Below are 14,731 nucleotides of genomic sequence, written 5' to 3' on the forward strand. Positions count from 1 at the left end.
CCGCGCGCCGGCTTCGATTGCCTGAAGAATCGCGTCCTCGCGAATGCCGTGGCGGCCCGGGCCTCCCGGCCCCGGATCCGCGGCTTTCACAATGCGGAGTGAGATTTTATCACTGCCTGCCTGGTCGGCGCCCCGGGCGGCAACGACGGGAAAGCGGTCCCGTCATGCACATCCGAGCACGACGCGGACCGCCAGCGCTCGGCCACGCCGGACGCGACTCGGCGACAACCGCGCCTTTCCGGCTCGACCGGGCACGGCACTTGCGCAATCGGGTCGCCCGTGGCGGACATGCGTGCCCGCCGCCGTCCATCCACCTTCCAATCGGAGATCTTCATGCGCGCCATCCTGCTCTGGCTCCTGGGCGTTCCCATTCCCATCATCATCCTGCTCGCCCTGTTCTGGCACTAGCGCCAGCGCCGCTTCGCGGTCCACGCCTCCTTCCAACCACAAGAAAAGGCCACCTCATGGAAAACGCTACATCCGCAGGTAATTCTTACGTTTCCAGCCCCACCCTGGCACGCGCGAACGAATCCCCCGCGTCCGCGGTCTCCTGGGCCGCCATCATCGCCGGCGCCGTCATCGCCTCGGCGGTCTCCTTCATGCTGCTCGCCGGCGGCGCGGGACTGGGCTTCGTCTCGATGTCCCCGTGGTCCGGCGAAGGGGCCTCGGCCACCGCGCTGGGCATAGGCGCCATCGTCTGGATGATCCTGACCCACATCATCGCGTACGGCCTGGGCGGCTACCTGGCCGGACGGCTGCGCACGAAATGGGTCGGCATCCACACCGACGAGACCTACTTCCGCGACACCGCGCACGGCTTCCTGGTGTGGGCGCTGAGCGCCGTCGTCAGCGCCATCGTGCTCGGTTCAGCGCTGATGTCCGCCGCGGCCGGCACGGCGAAGGCCGGCGCCACCATCGCCGCGGGCACCGGCGCCGCAGCCACGGCCGCCGCCGGGCAGGCGATGCAGACGGACCAGGGCGGCATGCCGACCGGCTACGTGGCCGACCTGCTGCTGCGGAGCGAACAGCCCAACCCGGCCGGGGACCCCGGCGCGGTGCGGGCCGAGGTCGGCCGCATCGTCGCCGCCAGCGTGGCCCGCGGGGAGCTGAGCGCCGAGGACCGCGGCTACCTGGCGCGGGTCGTCTCGGCGCAGACCGGCGCCGACCAGGCCACGGCCGAGAAGCGGGTGGACGACGTCGTCACGCGTGCCCGGCAGGCGGCCCAGCAGGCCGAGCAGACCGCGCGGCAGGCGGCGGACACGGCCCGCAAGGCGGCCGCTGCGTTCGCCCTGTGGGCCTTCGCGGCCATGCTGATCGGCGCCTTCGTGGCAAGCTGGATGGCCACCGTGGGAGGCCGGAGCCGCGACGACATCGTCTAGCGGAACGGGCCGGGCCGGCCGCGGACGTCGATTTGCGCGACAATTGCGGCATCGACCACACGCGGCGCCCGCCGGCCCGCCCCAGCCCCTTCCCCCCGCAATGACAGCGCCGCGCAGCGACACTCCCTTCAGCCTCAAGCAGATCGCCGTCCCGGCATTCGGTCCATCAGTCCTCTACGGCGTCGGCAACGGCGCCATCCTCCCGATCATCGCGCTCAGCGCCCGCGAGCTCGGCGCCTCGGTGGCCCTGGCCGGATTGATCGTGTCCCTGATGGGCATAGGTTCGCTGGTCAGTAACATCCCGGCCGCCATGATCACGTCCCGCCACGGGGAACGCCGGTCCATGGCGGGCGCGGCCGCGTTCAGCGTGCTGGCGCTGCTGCTATGCATCTTCGCCACGCATGCCTGGATGCTGGCCGTGGGGGTCTTCCTGGTGGGCATGGCGGCGTCGGTCTTCATGCTGGCCCGCCAGACCTACCTGATCGATGCCGTGCCCTCCTACATGCGGGCGCGGGCACTCTCCACACTGGGCGGCACCAACCGGATAGGCGTCTTCATCGGCCCTTTCGCCGGCGCGGCCATGATTCACTTCGTGGGCATCAACGGTGCCTACTGGGTGGCCGCGGTGGCGATCTCGGGCGCCGGGCTGATCGCTCACCTCGCCCCCGAGATGGGCGGCCAGCTCCATGCCGATCCCGCGCGCGCCAAGCCGCGCGTCCAGGACATCGCGCGCGACCATGCCAAGGTGTTCCTGACCCTGGGCCTGGGCATCCTGCTGGTCAGCGCCCTGCGCTCGTCGCGCCAGGTCGTGATCCCGCTGTGGGCCGACCACCTGGGGCTCGCGCCGACCGCCGCCTCGATCATCTACGGGCTGGTCGCCGCCATCGACATGTCGGTGTTCTATCCGGCCGGCACGATCATGGACCGGCACGGCCGCCTGTGGGTGGCGCTGCCCTCCGTGCTGCTGATGGGCGGCGCGCTGATGGCCACCTCGCTGACGACCGGCGTCGTGTCCTTCCTGATCGTGTCGCTGATCCTGGGCTTCGGCAACGGCATCAGTTCGGGCATCGTCATGACACTGGGGGCCGACTCCTCGCCCGCCCATGGACGCACGGAGTTCCTGGGCATCTGGCGCCTGATCGCCGACGTGGGCAACAGCCTCGGACCGGTCATCCTGTCGGCCATCACGGCCGTGGCGTCGCTGACCATAGGGGTGGCATCGGTAGGCACGCTGGGGCTCGCAGCGGCGGCCGTCCTTTGGCGGTGGCTGCCGAAGAGGTCCCCCCCTACGCGCTGACGCGCGCCCCCCAGGGGGCGATGCGGGTGGACCGGCGGAGCCGGATCCACCGCATCCTGGGTCTAGTACTCGATTCTTGGGTTGTGGCACCGGTGCTATCGCTGGCTGCCGGCGACAGCACCGGTGCTACAACCCAAGACAGTTTCCCCAGACCCAGGAAACCGCGGATCTGGCTTTGCAGTCCGCCGGTTTCGCCCCCTCGAGGGGCCCGCGCAAGCGGGTAGGGGGTGGGCTTCCCCGACCGGCGGAGTCGGATCCTGGGTCTGCTCTTCGTTACTCGGGTTTTACGCCGGCTTCGGCGATGACTTCTTCCCAACGCTTCTTTTCGCTGCGGATGAAGTCGCGCGCCTGGGCGTGGGACTTGATCATCGGATAGGTGCCCAGTTCCGTCAGGCGGGCGACGAAGGGGCCCTGGCGCAGCGCCGCGTTGACGTCGGCGCTGGTCCGGTCGATCACGGCCTGGGGCGTGCCCTTGGGGGCGAACATGGCGAACCAGCCGGAAGCGACGGTGCCGGGTACGGCGTCCTTGGCCAGGGGAATGCCTTCCAGGCCGGGCAGCGCTTCGTCGGCCGTGACGGCGATGGCCTGGATGCGGCCGCTGCGCACCAACGGAAGCAGCGGCGCGGTGCCGTCGACGTACAGCGGGATGTCGCCCTTGATCAGCGCCTGGATGGCCTGCGTCGTACCGCTGAAACCGATCTGCCGGAACCGGGCATGGGCGTACTGGCCCATCATCTCGGAGGTCAGGTGGGGAACGGATCCGCGGCGGGGGCTGCCGATGACCACGTCGTCGGGCCTGGCGCGGGCGGCGGCCAGGATCTCGGCCACGCTCTTGTACGGCGCCTGGGCATTGGCGACGAACAGCATCGGCGTATAGGCGATGGTGGCCACCGTCTCGGCATCGCGTTCGATGTCGAAGCGGGCTTCCTTGTACATGACCGGCGTGGTCACGGCCGCCGCGGCATGAAAGAGCCCCAGCGTATAGCCGTCGGGCGCGGCCTGGGCCAGTTCCTGCATGGCGGCGATGCCGTTGCCGGCGGGGCGGTTCTCCACCACCACCTGCTGGCCCCAGGCCGCGGTCAGCCGTTCGGCCACCAGCCGCGCGATGATGTCGGGGGCGCTGCCGGCGATGGACGGCACCACCATCTTCACCATGCGGGCCGGATAGGTCTCGGCGGCAAGCGCCGGCACCGCGGCCAGGATGCCCGCCAGCGCGGCGGCGCAGGCCAGTTTGCGATCCATGTCGTGTCTCCTCCGGTACGCGCGGGCAGGCTGGGCGCCACCCGCTCCTCGACCATATTTGATATGCATTCAATTAATGTACGAATAATTGATTGAGTATCAAATAATGGTTTGTACGGAGGCAGGACGCGCGCCGCGCCATGGCGATCCTATCCCTGGCGCGGGCGCCGGGTAGAGGAAGCGCCCGCGCGCCAGGCGGCGATGCCGTCCAGCGTGATGCGCAGCCCTTCGTCGAAAGCCGTGGCCGAACTCAGGCGAGCGAACGAGCGGCTGATGGCGCGCGCGGCGGGGTAGGGATCCGCCGACTCCAGCCGCGCCCGGATGAAATCCTCGTGGTAGGCCGGCATCTGCCGCGAAGCCTCGGCCATGCTGGCGCCCACCAGGTACTGGGCGATCAGGTGGTAGGCCAGCGCCACCTGGTCGTTCGTGAAGCCGCCCTGCATGATGGCCGAGGCCATATGGTTGAAGAACACCATGCCGTAGTCGGTCTCGTCCGGCTCGACGTCCTGGAACAGGCGGTAGCGGTTGTGCGAGGCCACGTACATGCTGGCACCCGGATTGGCGATGGCCACCGCGAAGCTCAGCCGCGCGATGGTCTCGACGTCCGAGCGCCAGTCGCCAGTCAGCGCGGGCAGCTTCTCGACCCGCTGGCGGTAATAGTCGTTCAGGACGCCCGACACCAGCTTGTCGCGTCCGCCCATGTAGTAGTGGATGAGGCCCGGCGCGACGCCGAAATCGCGCGCCAGCTGCACCATCGAGATCTGGTCCAGCGGCATGCTCTTGGCCAGTTCTATCGCGCGCTGGAGTATGGCCCAGCGGCTCAGCATGGGCTCGGCGGTGATCGGCGATTCGACCTTGGGAGGCCGGCCGCGGCGGCGGGGAACGGGGGCCTGGGCGGCGGCCTTCTTGGGGGCGGGCATGGCGGGCGGGGCGGGTGGAGACGGCTCTATCGTAGAAAATTATTGCCAGGGCGGCAATTTCCGCGTCCGTCGCGCCCGCTATCCGGCCAGCGCCGCCACCCCGGCCTCCTCCATCTCGCGGACCAGTTCCGGATACTGGAGCTTCAGGCGGTCGCGATCGACCCGCCCCGTGCGGGTCATGAAGCGGTAGACGAATTCGTGCGGCGAGTCGATCCGCATCCATTCGCGCACGCGCTCGTACCAGGTGTAGGACGCTTCCGAGGCGCGGATGAGCCGCTGCTTGGCGGGCTTGCGCGACGCCACGTACAGCGCCAGCGCACCGCCGACGTCGTCCGGGCGCTGGCGCAGTGCCTCGGCCAGCGCGACGGCGTCCTCCATCGCGATGCGGGTGCCCGAACCGATGGAGAAATGCGCGCTGGCCAGCGCATCGCCCAGCAGCACGCGGTTGCCCGCATGCCAGGATCGATTGCGCACCACCGGAAACTGGCGCCAGCTGGAATGGTTGGACACCAGCCCATGCCCGCCCAGCTCCGGCGCGAACACCTGTTCGAACAGGGCTTGCCGCCCCTGCGCGTCCATCGCCTCCATGCCGAACTCGACCCAGGTCCGGTCGTCGCACTCGGCCACGAAAGTACTCATGGCCGCCGAGTACGGGTAGTAGTGCGCGACGAAGCAGCCGCCCCGCCATTCGCGGAACACCAGTGCCGGCGTCTCGAAGGCCTTGTCGACGCCATACCAGGCGAAGTGGTTGGTCAGCCGGCCGTGCGTCGTGCCGAAGGCGGCTTCGTCGGCCGCGCGCAGCGTCGAATTCACGCCGTCCGCGCCCACCACCAGGTCGGCGTCCAGCGCATGGACGTCGGCCAGCCGGTGCTCGTGGCGTACGTCCACGTCCAGGCGGCGGGCATGGTCCTGCAGGATGCGCAGCAGGTCGATGCGCGGAATCGCGCCGCCGCCCGCCCCCGGCCGGCGCACGACGATGGGCCGCTCGCGCATGACGATGGTCTGGCGGTCGTTGAAGCGCATGGCGCCCATCAGGTCCTCGACCACCTCGGGCGCGGCCTCGCGCAGCGAGGCCAGGCCGGTGTCGGCCAGCACCACGCCGAAGCCGAAGGTCGCGCCGGCCGGGTTCTGCTCGAGCACCGCGATGCGCGCATGCGGCAGGCGCTGCTTGAGCAGGATGGACAGGAACAGCCCCGACGGGCCTCCACCGACGATGATGACCTTCATGGCGACTCCGGGTCGATGGCGAGGGTGTCCATGTCGAACGCGGCGATGCGGCCCGCCAGGCCGCCCGTCAGCGCGCCGTACCAGACGGCGGGCTTGAAGCCCAGCTCCTTGCGCCGGAACCGCAGGCCGGGCGTGCCATCGATGCGGGCGTAGCCGGCCGCGCCCCGGCCCACCGCATAGCCTCGGGCGCGCGCATCGTCCAGCAGCGGGGCGAACTCGGGCACGTCCAGCACGTACACCGACGCCACGCCGGCCGGCCGGTCCACGTCGTCCAGCGCCGCCGCCTTGCGCCGCCACACGGGCTCGATGCCGTCCAGGCGCTCGCCCTGCCCCGCCTCTAGCGCCATCGCGGCCTCCAGCGTACGGGCGGCATCGTCCGCATCGGCCTGGCCGAAGGGCCGCAACTGGGTGGTGATCTCGATGGGGTAGCCGTTGGGATCGTTGAAGTAGATGGACTCGATCACCTCGTGGCGGATCTGGTAGCGCAGCGGGATGCCCGCGGCTTCCACGCGCGCGCGCCACCGCAGCAGCTCGGCCTCGTCCGGCACCCGCCACGCGGTGTGCGTCGCGCGTTCCTGGTAATGGTCGCTCACGCGCAGCTTGTCCGGACGCTGCGTGCCGATGTAGTAGAAGAACGCGATGGTGCTGCCATTGCCGCTATCGAAGAAGAAGTGCAGGAAGTCGGCATGGTCGTCCGACCCCCAGCCGCGCGCGGAGATCGCGTGCACCAGCGGCAGGCCGAGCTGGTCGCGGTAGAAGCGCACCGTCTCGGACAGTTTCCAGGTGGGGCGGGCGGTATGGTGCACGCCGTGCAATCGCAGAGGGGAAAGCGCTTCGGTAGTCATGTCGGAAGTTCCTCGTTGCTGGGCGCGGCCTGCGCCAGGATGGCGGCGATCCGTTCCCGCAGGATCTGCTTGCTGAGCTTGCCGGAGGCCGAGAGCGGGAAATCCGCCAGGACCTCGATGCGTTCGGGCCACTTGAACTTGGCCAGCCCCTCGCCATGCAGGAAGCGGCCCAGTTCCTCGACGTCCGGCGCGTGCGCCGACGGCCGGAGCGTGGCGAACAGGCAGGCCTTTTCGCCGTAGACGGGATCGGGCATGCCGACCAGCGCGCAGTTCAGGATGGCGGGATGGCGGCTGACGACGCCTTCGACTTCCTCGGCGTTGATCTTCTCGCCGCCCCGGTCGATCACGTCCTTGATGCGGCCCTGGAAGAAGTAGTAGCGCCGCCCGTCCTCGATCCGGCTGGACATCAGGTCGCCCGAACGGTAATGGCCGTCCGCCGTGAAGCGGTGCGCATCCTCGGCGGCGGACTTGTAGTAGCCCTGGATGGTGTACGGGCCGCGGAACAGCGCTTCGCCGATCTCGCCGTCGGCCACAGGCTCTTCCGTGCCGGGGCGCACGATCTTCACTTCGTCGTGCTCGGATACCGGCCGGCCCACCGAACCGTCGTTCAGATGGGGCGGATCGTCTTCGCGCGTGAACATGATCACGCCTTCGGTCATGCCGAAGATGTGCCGTGCCGGCGATCCCGTCAGCCGCGCCATGCCGCCCGCGTTCTTCGAGGTGATGAAACGCCGGCGCGCCTTCTCGCGCTCGTCCGCCAGGGCCAGTTCTGGCGCGATGCGCGTCAGGATGGGACCCGGCGCGCCGAACCACGTGGGGCGATGGTCCCGGACCAGCGCACGCAGCGTTTCCTCGCCCAGGTCGGGGGCCACCGTGATCGCGCCGCCGCACAGCAGGAAGGGGCCGAAGCAGCAGCCCATGTTGAGGTTGTGCATGTACGGCGTGGGGAAGAACAGCACGTCGTCGCGGGTGTAGCCGTTGCAGGCGGCGACGGCCCGCATGTTGTACACGTATTCGCTCTGGAAGCGGGGGATGATCTTGGGCACGCCGGTCGTGCCGCCGGACAGCTGGAATACCGCGACCTGCCATGGGTCGTGTTCGATGTCCGCCAGCATCGCCCTGGCGCGCTCCCAGGGCATGGCATCGATCAGTTGGCGCAGCCCGTGCGCGCCGGCGCGCGGCTCGCCCCGCGCCTGCACGATGTGGCGCAGCGTGGGCACGGCTTCCTGGATCTCGCGCGCGAAGGCCACGTCGTCGAACCGGGCGTCGTCGCCCTGGACGAGATGCAGGCGGGCATCGGCCAGCTTCGCCAGGTAGCTCACTTCCAGTTTGCGGAAGGCCTGCAGGGCACAGATGGGAATCAGGCCGGCCTTCAGGCAGGCCAGGAAGGCCACCAGCAATTCGGCGCAATTGCCGCTCTGCAGCAGCACGCGGTCATGGCGGGCCAGCCCCAGCGCCAGCATGGCGGCGCCCAGCCGGTCGCTGTCGCGGTCCAGGTCGCGGTAGCTCATCCTTAGCCGCGGCCCGACCAGCGCCAACCGGTCGGCATGCAGCGCGAGCGAGCGCGCGAACGCGCCAGCCAGCGTCTCGCCGCCCAGCAGTCCCAGCCGCGCGTAGCGGCGCAGGCGATCGGCATCGGGATATCGCACGCCCTCGAGCCGGACCCTTGGTTCCACGTTCATCATGTCTGCGTCCATGTCATGCTTGAGCTGGGGCCTAGGCCATTTTTTCGCGCAGCCATTCGCCGACCGCGCGCCCGGCGATACGCTGGCCGGGCTCCTCGCCCGGGGCCAGCGCCAGGCCATGGTGATTGCCGCGCACGCGCACGTGGCGCTTGTCGGCCGCCCCGATCTGCTCGTGGATCTTCCGTATGTCGGCCGGAAAGGTGCACTGGTCGCCGGTGTACTCCACCAGCAGCGTGGGCTGGGTGATGGCGCCCGCGGTCTTCTCCAGCGAAGCGTTGGACGACAGTCCCGACCAGGTGGACAGCCACGACTCGGGCGTGACCACCCGGGCGAATCCCACGCTGCCCCAGTTCGAGACCAGCGGATTCCTGCCCCACAACGATCCGGTCCTGCGGTCCGACGGATCGATGGAAATATCCCACGAGCGCAGGTCCGCGTCGGTGCGCCACACCTGGAAGACGGGCGCGTGCGCCGCGATCCGCTGCTCGGCCATCGACGCCCCGCCCGCCTTGACCTTCGCCCTGGCCTCGGCCTTGCGCCGCAGCATCTGCCGCGCGCGGGCATCGATGCGGGCGACGCGCTCGGCCTGGGCGGCACGGTAACGCTGGACGAATGCGGGATCGTAGGACGCGGCGCCCGTCTCGGCATCGTAGCCGTTGTCCCGCGAGAAGGGATCCAGCGCGGGATCGGTCTCCAGGGGATCGTCCTCCGACACCACGGAAGGATCGATGCCCGCCATCAGCAGCCTTCCCTGCCCGGGATGCGGGGACAGCAGGATCATGCCGTCGGCGCGCGGCATCTCCAGCTCGGCCAGGGCGGTGGGCCGCCCTCCCGGGGTGCGGGCGATGCGCTGCCCGGCCGGCAGCGACGACTGCTGGTTGTACAGCGTGTACAGGCCGGCGCCGCCCGAGTTGCCCAAGAGCACGATGTTCTCGTAGCCCAGCGAACGCAGGTGCGCCATGCCGGCCGCCACGTCGAACAAGGCCACCTCATGCTCGAGCCGCAGGTCGTTGCCGATGGAACGCGATCCCTGCACCCAGCAGGCGCAGCCGGCGTCCAGCACATGAGGCACCATATAGTGCGTCACCGCCATTTCCCGCGGATGCATCAGCGACACGACCGTCTTGCCCGACTCGGCCGTGGTGAACAGGAAACCCAGCGTGCGCTGGCCGTCGGCCGTGCCCAACGCATAGGGCACCACCTGGTAAGGCCGGCTCATCAGCCGTGGGTCCCACGACGCGCCTCTCATGCCGGCCGTGACGACCGGCTTGTCGGTAGTGGCCAAGGCAGTCTCCTCGAATTAAATATCACCCTATCAATTAAATTATGCTTTATTTGACATCATGTCAATTATTTCCATCGCATGGCGATTCACCTTGTTACAGGCCCCATGATGGAGCGTGTATAGACTCGTTGTTCGAGCACCACGAGGTGATGCCTTGAGCTTCTCAGCCATGGACTTGGCCCGACTCCAGGCCGAGGAAAAAGAGCCCGGGACGGGCGAGGCGGCAATGGGGTTCGGAAGCGATACGGACATCAGCTTCCGTATGTTCGTCAATGCCATCGAAGACTATGCGATCTTCATGCTGTCCCCCGACGGACGGGTGAGGACCTGGAACGCCGGCGCGGCCAAGATCAAGGGTTATGAAGCCGACGAGATCCTGGGCAAGCACTTTTCGGTCTTCTATACCGCCGAGGCCGTGGCGCGGGGCTGGCCGCGCTACGAGCTGGAAGAAGCCGCCCTGCATGGCCGCTTCGAGGACGAGGGCTGGCGCGTACGCAAGGACGGCTCGACCTTCTGGGCCAATGTCGTCATTACCGCGCTGCGGGACGAGTCCGGCACCCTCAAGGGCTACGTCAAGATCACCCGGGACCTGAGCGAACGCCGCCGCCAGACCGAGGCGCTGCGGCAGAGCGAGGAACGGTTCAGGCTGCTGCTCGAAGGCGTGGAAGGCTACGCGATCTACATGCTCGACACCGAAGGCATGATCACGAGCTGGAACACCGGCGCCACGCAGATCACCGGCTACCGGCGGGACGAAGTCATCGGCCGGCACTTCTCCATGTTCCATCCCGCCGACGACGCGTCCCCCGAGGGCCCCGACCGGGTGCTGCGCATCGCCCAGGCCGAGGGCCGCTATGAAGAGGAAGGCTGGCGCCAGCGCAAGGACGCCTCGTTGTTCTGGGCGAACGTGACCACTACCGCCGTCTACGACGAGGCCAACCAGTTGCGGGGCTACGCCAAGATCATGCGCGACATGAGCGAGCGCAAGCGCCTGGAGGAACTGGAGCTGGCCAACCGGCGCATGAGCGAGTTCCTGGCCACTCTAGGCCATGAGCTGCGCAACCCGCTCGCCCCGGTGCGCAACGCCATCGGCATCCTGCAGAAGGACCTGGACATCGACCCCACCGTGGCCCGCTGCCGCGACATGATCGATCGCCAGATCACGCACCTGTCCCGGCTGGTCGACGACCTGCTGGACATCGGCCGCCTCACCTCCGGCAAGATCGAGCTGCGCCTGGCGCCGGTGGACATGCGCACCATTATCGAACGCAGCATCGAATCGTCGCGTTTCCACACCGATGCCCGCGAACAGCGGATCGACGTGGACCTTCCCGCCGAGCCGCTGACAGTGAAGGGCGACATGACGCGGCTGGTGCAGGTGCTGCACAACCTGCTGCACAACGCCTCCAAGTTCTCGCCCCCGGGCACGGCCATCACCATACGCGCCTCCCGGCAAGGCCGGTCGGCGCTGATCGAGGTGGCCGACCAGGGCCGCGGCATGCCGGAACAGGCCCTGGATGCGGTCTTCCAGTTGTTCGTACAGGAAGACCGCGAGACCAACCCCACCGACAGCGGACTGGGCATAGGGTTGACGCTGTGCCGGTCGCTGGTACGCATGCACGGCGGCGCCATTTCCGCGTCCAGCCCCGGGCCCGGCCTCGGCAGCACGTTCACGGTCCGCCTGCCCCTGGACGAGCCGGCGCCGCCCGCGCGGGCCATGGCCACCAGCTCGCGCCGGACGTCGACCGCCAGGCGCATCCTGGTGCTGGACGACAACCGTGACTCGGCGGACAGCCTGGCCATGCTGCTGGAGATCAACGGCCACCAGGCGCGTCCGCTGTACACGGCGGAAGCCGCGCTGCGCATGGCGCCCAGCTTCCAGCCGCACATCGTCTTCATCGACCTGGCCATGCCCACCATGGACGGCTTCGCGGCGCTGCGGGCCCTGAAGGCCATCCCGCAACTGGCGCACACCGTCTTCATCGCCATGACCGGCTATGGGCAGGAAGAAGACAGGCAGCGCACGGCGCGAGCCGGCTTCGACATGCACCTGGTCAAGCCGCTGGACGTCTCTCAACTCGGACCCATTGTCGACGGGGTCGAGCCTGCCGTACCATCCGACGCTCCACCCAGTGCACCCGACGATGCAGGAACTTGCGATGAACGATGAACTTGTCTTCTACACCCACCCGATGTCCCGCGGCCGCATCGCGCGCTGGATGCTCGAAGAGGTCGGCCAGCCCTACCGTACCGAGGTGCTGGATTTCGCCACGACCATGAAGGGTCCGGAGTACCTGGCCATCAACCCCATGGGCAAGGTGCCCGCCATCCGCCACGGCGACACCGTGGTCACCGAATCCGCGGCGATCTGCGCCTACCTGGCCGATGCCTTCCCGCAGGCGCAGCTCGCCCCGCCCCCGCACAGCCCGCTGCGCGGCGCCTACTACCGCTGGCTGTTCTTCTGTGCCGGCCCCGTGGAAGCGGCGGTCACCAACCAGGCACTGGGCATCAGCGTGCCGGAAGACCGGCGGCGCATGGTGGGCTACGGCTCGCTGGCCGAGGTGCTGGACGTGCTGGAGACGGCCGTGGCCGGCGAAGGCTACGTGGCGGGCGACGGTTTCACCGCGGCCGACGTCTACGTGGGCTCGCAGCTGGCCTGGGGCATGATGTTCGGCACGATAGAGAAGCGGCCGGCCTACCAGCGCTACGTGCAGCGCCTGACCAGCCGCCCCGCGGCGGTCCGCGCCCAGCGGATCGACGACGAGCTGGGCGCGGCCATCCAGGCCGGCAAGGCCGGCTGACGGCAGCTAGCGCGCCACGTGCAGGAAATGCCGGTGGCGCTCGTACTGATCCAGGATGTCGCCGATCACGGCGTCGCGGCTCCACCCCATGATGTCGTAGTCCTGGCCGCCCTCGCGCAGGTGGACCTCGGCCCGGAAGTACTTGCGCCCTTCTTCGTCGCGCACCTCGGCGGCGGTCAGGCCGGGGCGCACGAAGGACTCCGGCCGCACGGCGTAGGAAAAATCCAGGGCCTCCTGGTGCACCACCTCCAGCGCCACCTCGCCTTCCTCGCCGTCGCGCACCCGCGCCTCGTAGCCCAGCTTCTGCAACTCCTCGACCACCGCCTCCATGGCCGGCCGCACCACGTCCGACAGGAAACGCAGCACATGGGCGCGGCGCGGCATCATGACCATGTTGCGCAGCCGCGATTCCCACGGCTCGCCGCCACCCGCCGGCCGTGAAAGCGCCAGCGACTGATGGTGGATGCGGCGCTTGGTGGCATCGAGCTTCAAGGCCTTGAACAACCCCCATACCGAGGCCAGCAGCACGATGGAGAACGGCAGCGCGCTGGCGATGGTCGCGGTCTGCAGCGCCTGCAACCCGTCGGCCAGCAGCAGCGCCACGGCCACCACGCCGGTCAGCACCGACCAGAAGATGCGCTGCCACACCGGCGTGGACTCGGCGCCGCCCGAGGCCAGCAGGTCCACCACCAGGGCCCCCGAATCGGCCGAGGTCACGAAGAACACGACCACCATCGCGATGGCCAGCATGGAGATCGCGTGGCCCCAGGGATAGTGTTCGAGGAAGGCGAAGAGCGCCAGCGAACTGTCCGCCTTGACGGTGTCGGCCAGGCTGTCCAGGTGTTCGAACAGCACGAGATGGATGGCCGAGCCGCCGAACACCGTCATCCACAGGAAGGTGAAGCCGGTGGGCACCAGCAGCACGCCCATCACGAATTCGCGTATGGTCCTGCCGCGCGAGATGCGGGCGATGAACAGGCCCACGAACGGCGACCAGGCGATCCACCAGCCCCAGTAGAACAGCGTCCAGCCGCCTATCCAGTCCGTGGGGCGGTAGGCGTACAGGTTGAAGGTCTTGGCGACGATGTCCGACAGATAGGCGCCGGTGTTCTGCAGGAAGCTCTGGAACAGGAAGATGGTCGGTCCGACGGCCAGCACGAACAGCAGCAGGATCACGGCCAGGTACAGGTTGAGCTCGGACAGGATGCGGATGCCGCGATCCAGCCCGCTGGCCACCGACAGGGTGGCCAGGCCGCATGCGATGGCGATCAGGATGATCTGGGTGGCCGTGCCGATGGGCGTGCCGAACAGATGGTGCAGGCCGCTGTTGATCTGCGCCACCCCCAGCCCGAGCGAGGTCGCGACGCCGAACACGGTGCTGATGATGGCGAAAATGTCCACCGCGTTGCCCAGCGGACCGTGGATGCGGTCGCCGATGAAGGGGTACAGCGCGGACCGCAGCGTAAGCGGCAGGTTGTGGCGGTAGCTGAAATAGGCCAGGACCAGCGCCACCACCGCGTACAGCGACCAGGCATGCAGTCCCCAGTGGAAGAAGGTGATCTTCATGGCCTCGCGGGCCGCCGCCACCGTGCCCGCCTCGCCCACCGGCGGCGCCACCAGGTGCATGACGGGCTCGGCCACGCCGAAGAACATCAGGCCTATGCCCATGCCGGCCGAGAACAGCATCGCGAACCAGGTGAAGTTCCGGTAGTCGGGTTCGCTGTGGTCGGGACCGAGCTTGATGTTGCCGTAGCGGCTCACGGCCATGAACACGACCGACAGCAGGATGATGGCCACCGCCAGGATGTAGAACCAGCTCGCGTTGGTCAGTATCCACCGCTGTATCGTGTCGAAGACGTCCCCGACGATGCGCGGGGCGGAGACGGCGCAGACCACCAGCGCCAGGATGAAAGCGGCCGCGGTGAAGAACACTGGGCGATCTATCGTTGTTTTCATGAGGACTCCCCGTTGAACATGCATGCGCGCGCCAGGAACGCGCGCGGCGGGTATCGCCTGCCCCGCATTTTTTCACCCCTGGCCCCTTCCAGGC

11 protein-coding genes are annotated in these 14,731 nt (G+C 68.6%); 4 read left to right on the forward strand and 7 right to left on the reverse strand.

Annotated features, from left to right (window positions below):
* Positions 1–464: 464 nt before the first annotated feature.
* Both ABD104_RS10185 and ABD104_RS10190 read left to right on the forward strand, forming a co-directional pair.
* A complete protein-coding gene (locus tag ABD104_RS10185; protein WP_176400683.1) occupies positions 465–1,379 on the forward strand; it encodes a hypothetical protein in 915 nt (304 codons plus the stop codon).
* A 100-nt stretch (positions 1,380–1,479) separates the two neighbouring features.
* Complete coding sequence (locus ABD104_RS10190) at positions 1,480–2,676, forward strand: MFS transporter (RefSeq protein ID WP_343927460.1); 1,197 nt, start codon at positions 1,480–1,482, stop codon at positions 2,674–2,676.
* Between the two features lie 273 nt (positions 2,677–2,949).
* On the opposite strand, the gene ABD104_RS10195 is transcribed toward ABD104_RS10190, so the two are convergent.
* The 6 genes from ABD104_RS10195 to ABD104_RS10220 all read right to left on the reverse strand — a co-directional run bounded on the left by ABD104_RS10195 (position 2,950) and on the right by ABD104_RS10220 (position 9,814).
* Positions 2,950–3,918: a Bug family tripartite tricarboxylate transporter substrate binding protein gene (locus tag ABD104_RS10195; RefSeq protein WP_338616700.1), complete on the reverse strand. Its 969-nt coding sequence runs from the start codon at positions 3,916–3,918 to the stop codon at positions 2,950–2,952.
* A 149-nt stretch (positions 3,919–4,067) separates the two neighbouring features.
* A complete protein-coding gene (locus tag ABD104_RS10200) occupies positions 4,068–4,838 on the reverse strand; it encodes a TetR/AcrR family transcriptional regulator (RefSeq protein ID WP_087838045.1) in 771 nt (256 codons plus the stop codon).
* 78 nt (positions 4,839–4,916) lie between these two features.
* Positions 4,917–6,065: an FAD-dependent monooxygenase gene (locus ABD104_RS10205; RefSeq protein WP_087838046.1), complete on the reverse strand. Its 1,149-nt coding sequence runs from the start codon at positions 6,063–6,065 to the stop codon at positions 4,917–4,919.
* Positions 6,062–6,910, reverse strand: a complete 849-nt coding sequence (locus ABD104_RS10210) for a VOC family protein (RefSeq protein ID WP_132979531.1) — start codon at positions 6,908–6,910, stop codon at positions 6,062–6,064. The genes ABD104_RS10205 and ABD104_RS10210 overlap by 4 nt, the downstream gene beginning before the upstream one ends.
* Entirely contained in the window at positions 6,907–8,595 is a 1,689-nt protein-coding gene (locus tag ABD104_RS10215) for an AMP-binding protein (RefSeq protein ID WP_132979656.1), read from the reverse strand. Before ABD104_RS10215 ends, ABD104_RS10210 begins: the two co-directional genes overlap by 4 nt.
* Before the next feature lie 31 nt (positions 8,596–8,626).
* Entirely contained in the window at positions 8,627–9,814 is a 1,188-nt protein-coding gene (locus tag ABD104_RS10220) for an alpha/beta hydrolase family protein (RefSeq protein ID WP_132979655.1), read from the reverse strand.
* A 292-nt stretch (positions 9,815–10,106) separates the two neighbouring features.
* Between ABD104_RS10220 and ABD104_RS10225 the strand changes: the two genes are divergently transcribed.
* The gene (locus ABD104_RS10225; RefSeq protein WP_425543327.1) at positions 10,107–12,050 is read left to right on the forward strand and encodes a PAS domain-containing hybrid sensor histidine kinase/response regulator; all 1,944 of its coding nucleotides are present in this window, start codon (positions 10,107–10,109) and stop codon (positions 12,048–12,050) included.
* Entirely contained in the window at positions 12,040–12,681 is a 642-nt protein-coding gene (locus tag ABD104_RS10230; protein ID WP_132979530.1) for a glutathione S-transferase family protein, read from the forward strand. Before ABD104_RS10225 ends, ABD104_RS10230 begins: the two co-directional genes overlap by 11 nt.
* 6 nt (positions 12,682–12,687) lie before the next feature.
* Here ABD104_RS10230 and ABD104_RS10235 read toward each other — a convergent pair whose 3' ends face one another.
* Positions 12,688–14,637: a BCCT family transporter gene (locus ABD104_RS10235; protein WP_087838051.1), complete on the reverse strand. Its 1,950-nt coding sequence runs from the start codon at positions 14,635–14,637 to the stop codon at positions 12,688–12,690.
* Positions 14,638–14,731: the final 94 nt, after the last annotated feature.

Source organism: Pigmentiphaga daeguensis (genome assembly GCF_039523035.1).
Taxonomy (GTDB): Bacteria; Pseudomonadota; Gammaproteobacteria; order Burkholderiales; family Burkholderiaceae_B; genus Pigmentiphaga; species Pigmentiphaga daeguensis.

Excerpts from the sequence above, each read along its gene's own strand:
- ABD104_RS10185 (WP_176400683.1), top strand. The coding sequence starts at position 465 with ATGGAAAACGCTACATCCGCAGGTAATTCTTACGTTTCCAGCCCCACC.
- ABD104_RS10190 (WP_343927460.1), top strand. The coding sequence starts at position 1,480 with ATGACAGCGCCGCGCAGCGACACTCCCTTCAGCCTCAAGCAGATCGCC.
- ABD104_RS10195 (WP_338616700.1), bottom strand. The coding sequence starts at position 3,918 with ATGGATCGCAAACTGGCCTGCGCCGCCGCGCTGGCGGGCATCCTGGCC.
- ABD104_RS10200 (WP_087838045.1), bottom strand. The coding sequence starts at position 4,838 with ATGCCCGCCCCCAAGAAGGCCGCCGCCCAGGCCCCCGTTCCCCGCCGC.
- ABD104_RS10205 (WP_087838046.1), bottom strand. The coding sequence starts at position 6,065 with ATGAAGGTCATCATCGTCGGTGGAGGCCCGTCGGGGCTGTTCCTGTCC.
- ABD104_RS10210 (WP_132979531.1), bottom strand. The coding sequence starts at position 6,910 with ATGACTACCGAAGCGCTTTCCCCTCTGCGATTGCACGGCGTGCACCAT.
- ABD104_RS10215 (WP_132979656.1), bottom strand. The coding sequence starts at position 8,595 with ATGATGAACGTGGAACCAAGGGTCCGGCTCGAGGGCGTGCGATATCCC.
- ABD104_RS10220 (WP_132979655.1), bottom strand. The coding sequence starts at position 9,814 with ATGAGCCGGCCTTACCAGGTGGTGCCCTATGCGTTGGGCACGGCCGAC.
- ABD104_RS10225 (WP_425543327.1), top strand. The coding sequence starts at position 10,107 with ATGGGGTTCGGAAGCGATACGGACATCAGCTTCCGTATGTTCGTCAAT.
- ABD104_RS10230 (WP_132979530.1), top strand. The coding sequence starts at position 12,040 with ATGAACGATGAACTTGTCTTCTACACCCACCCGATGTCCCGCGGCCGC.
- ABD104_RS10235 (WP_087838051.1), bottom strand. The coding sequence starts at position 14,637 with ATGAAAACAACGATAGATCGCCCAGTGTTCTTCACCGCGGCCGCTTTC.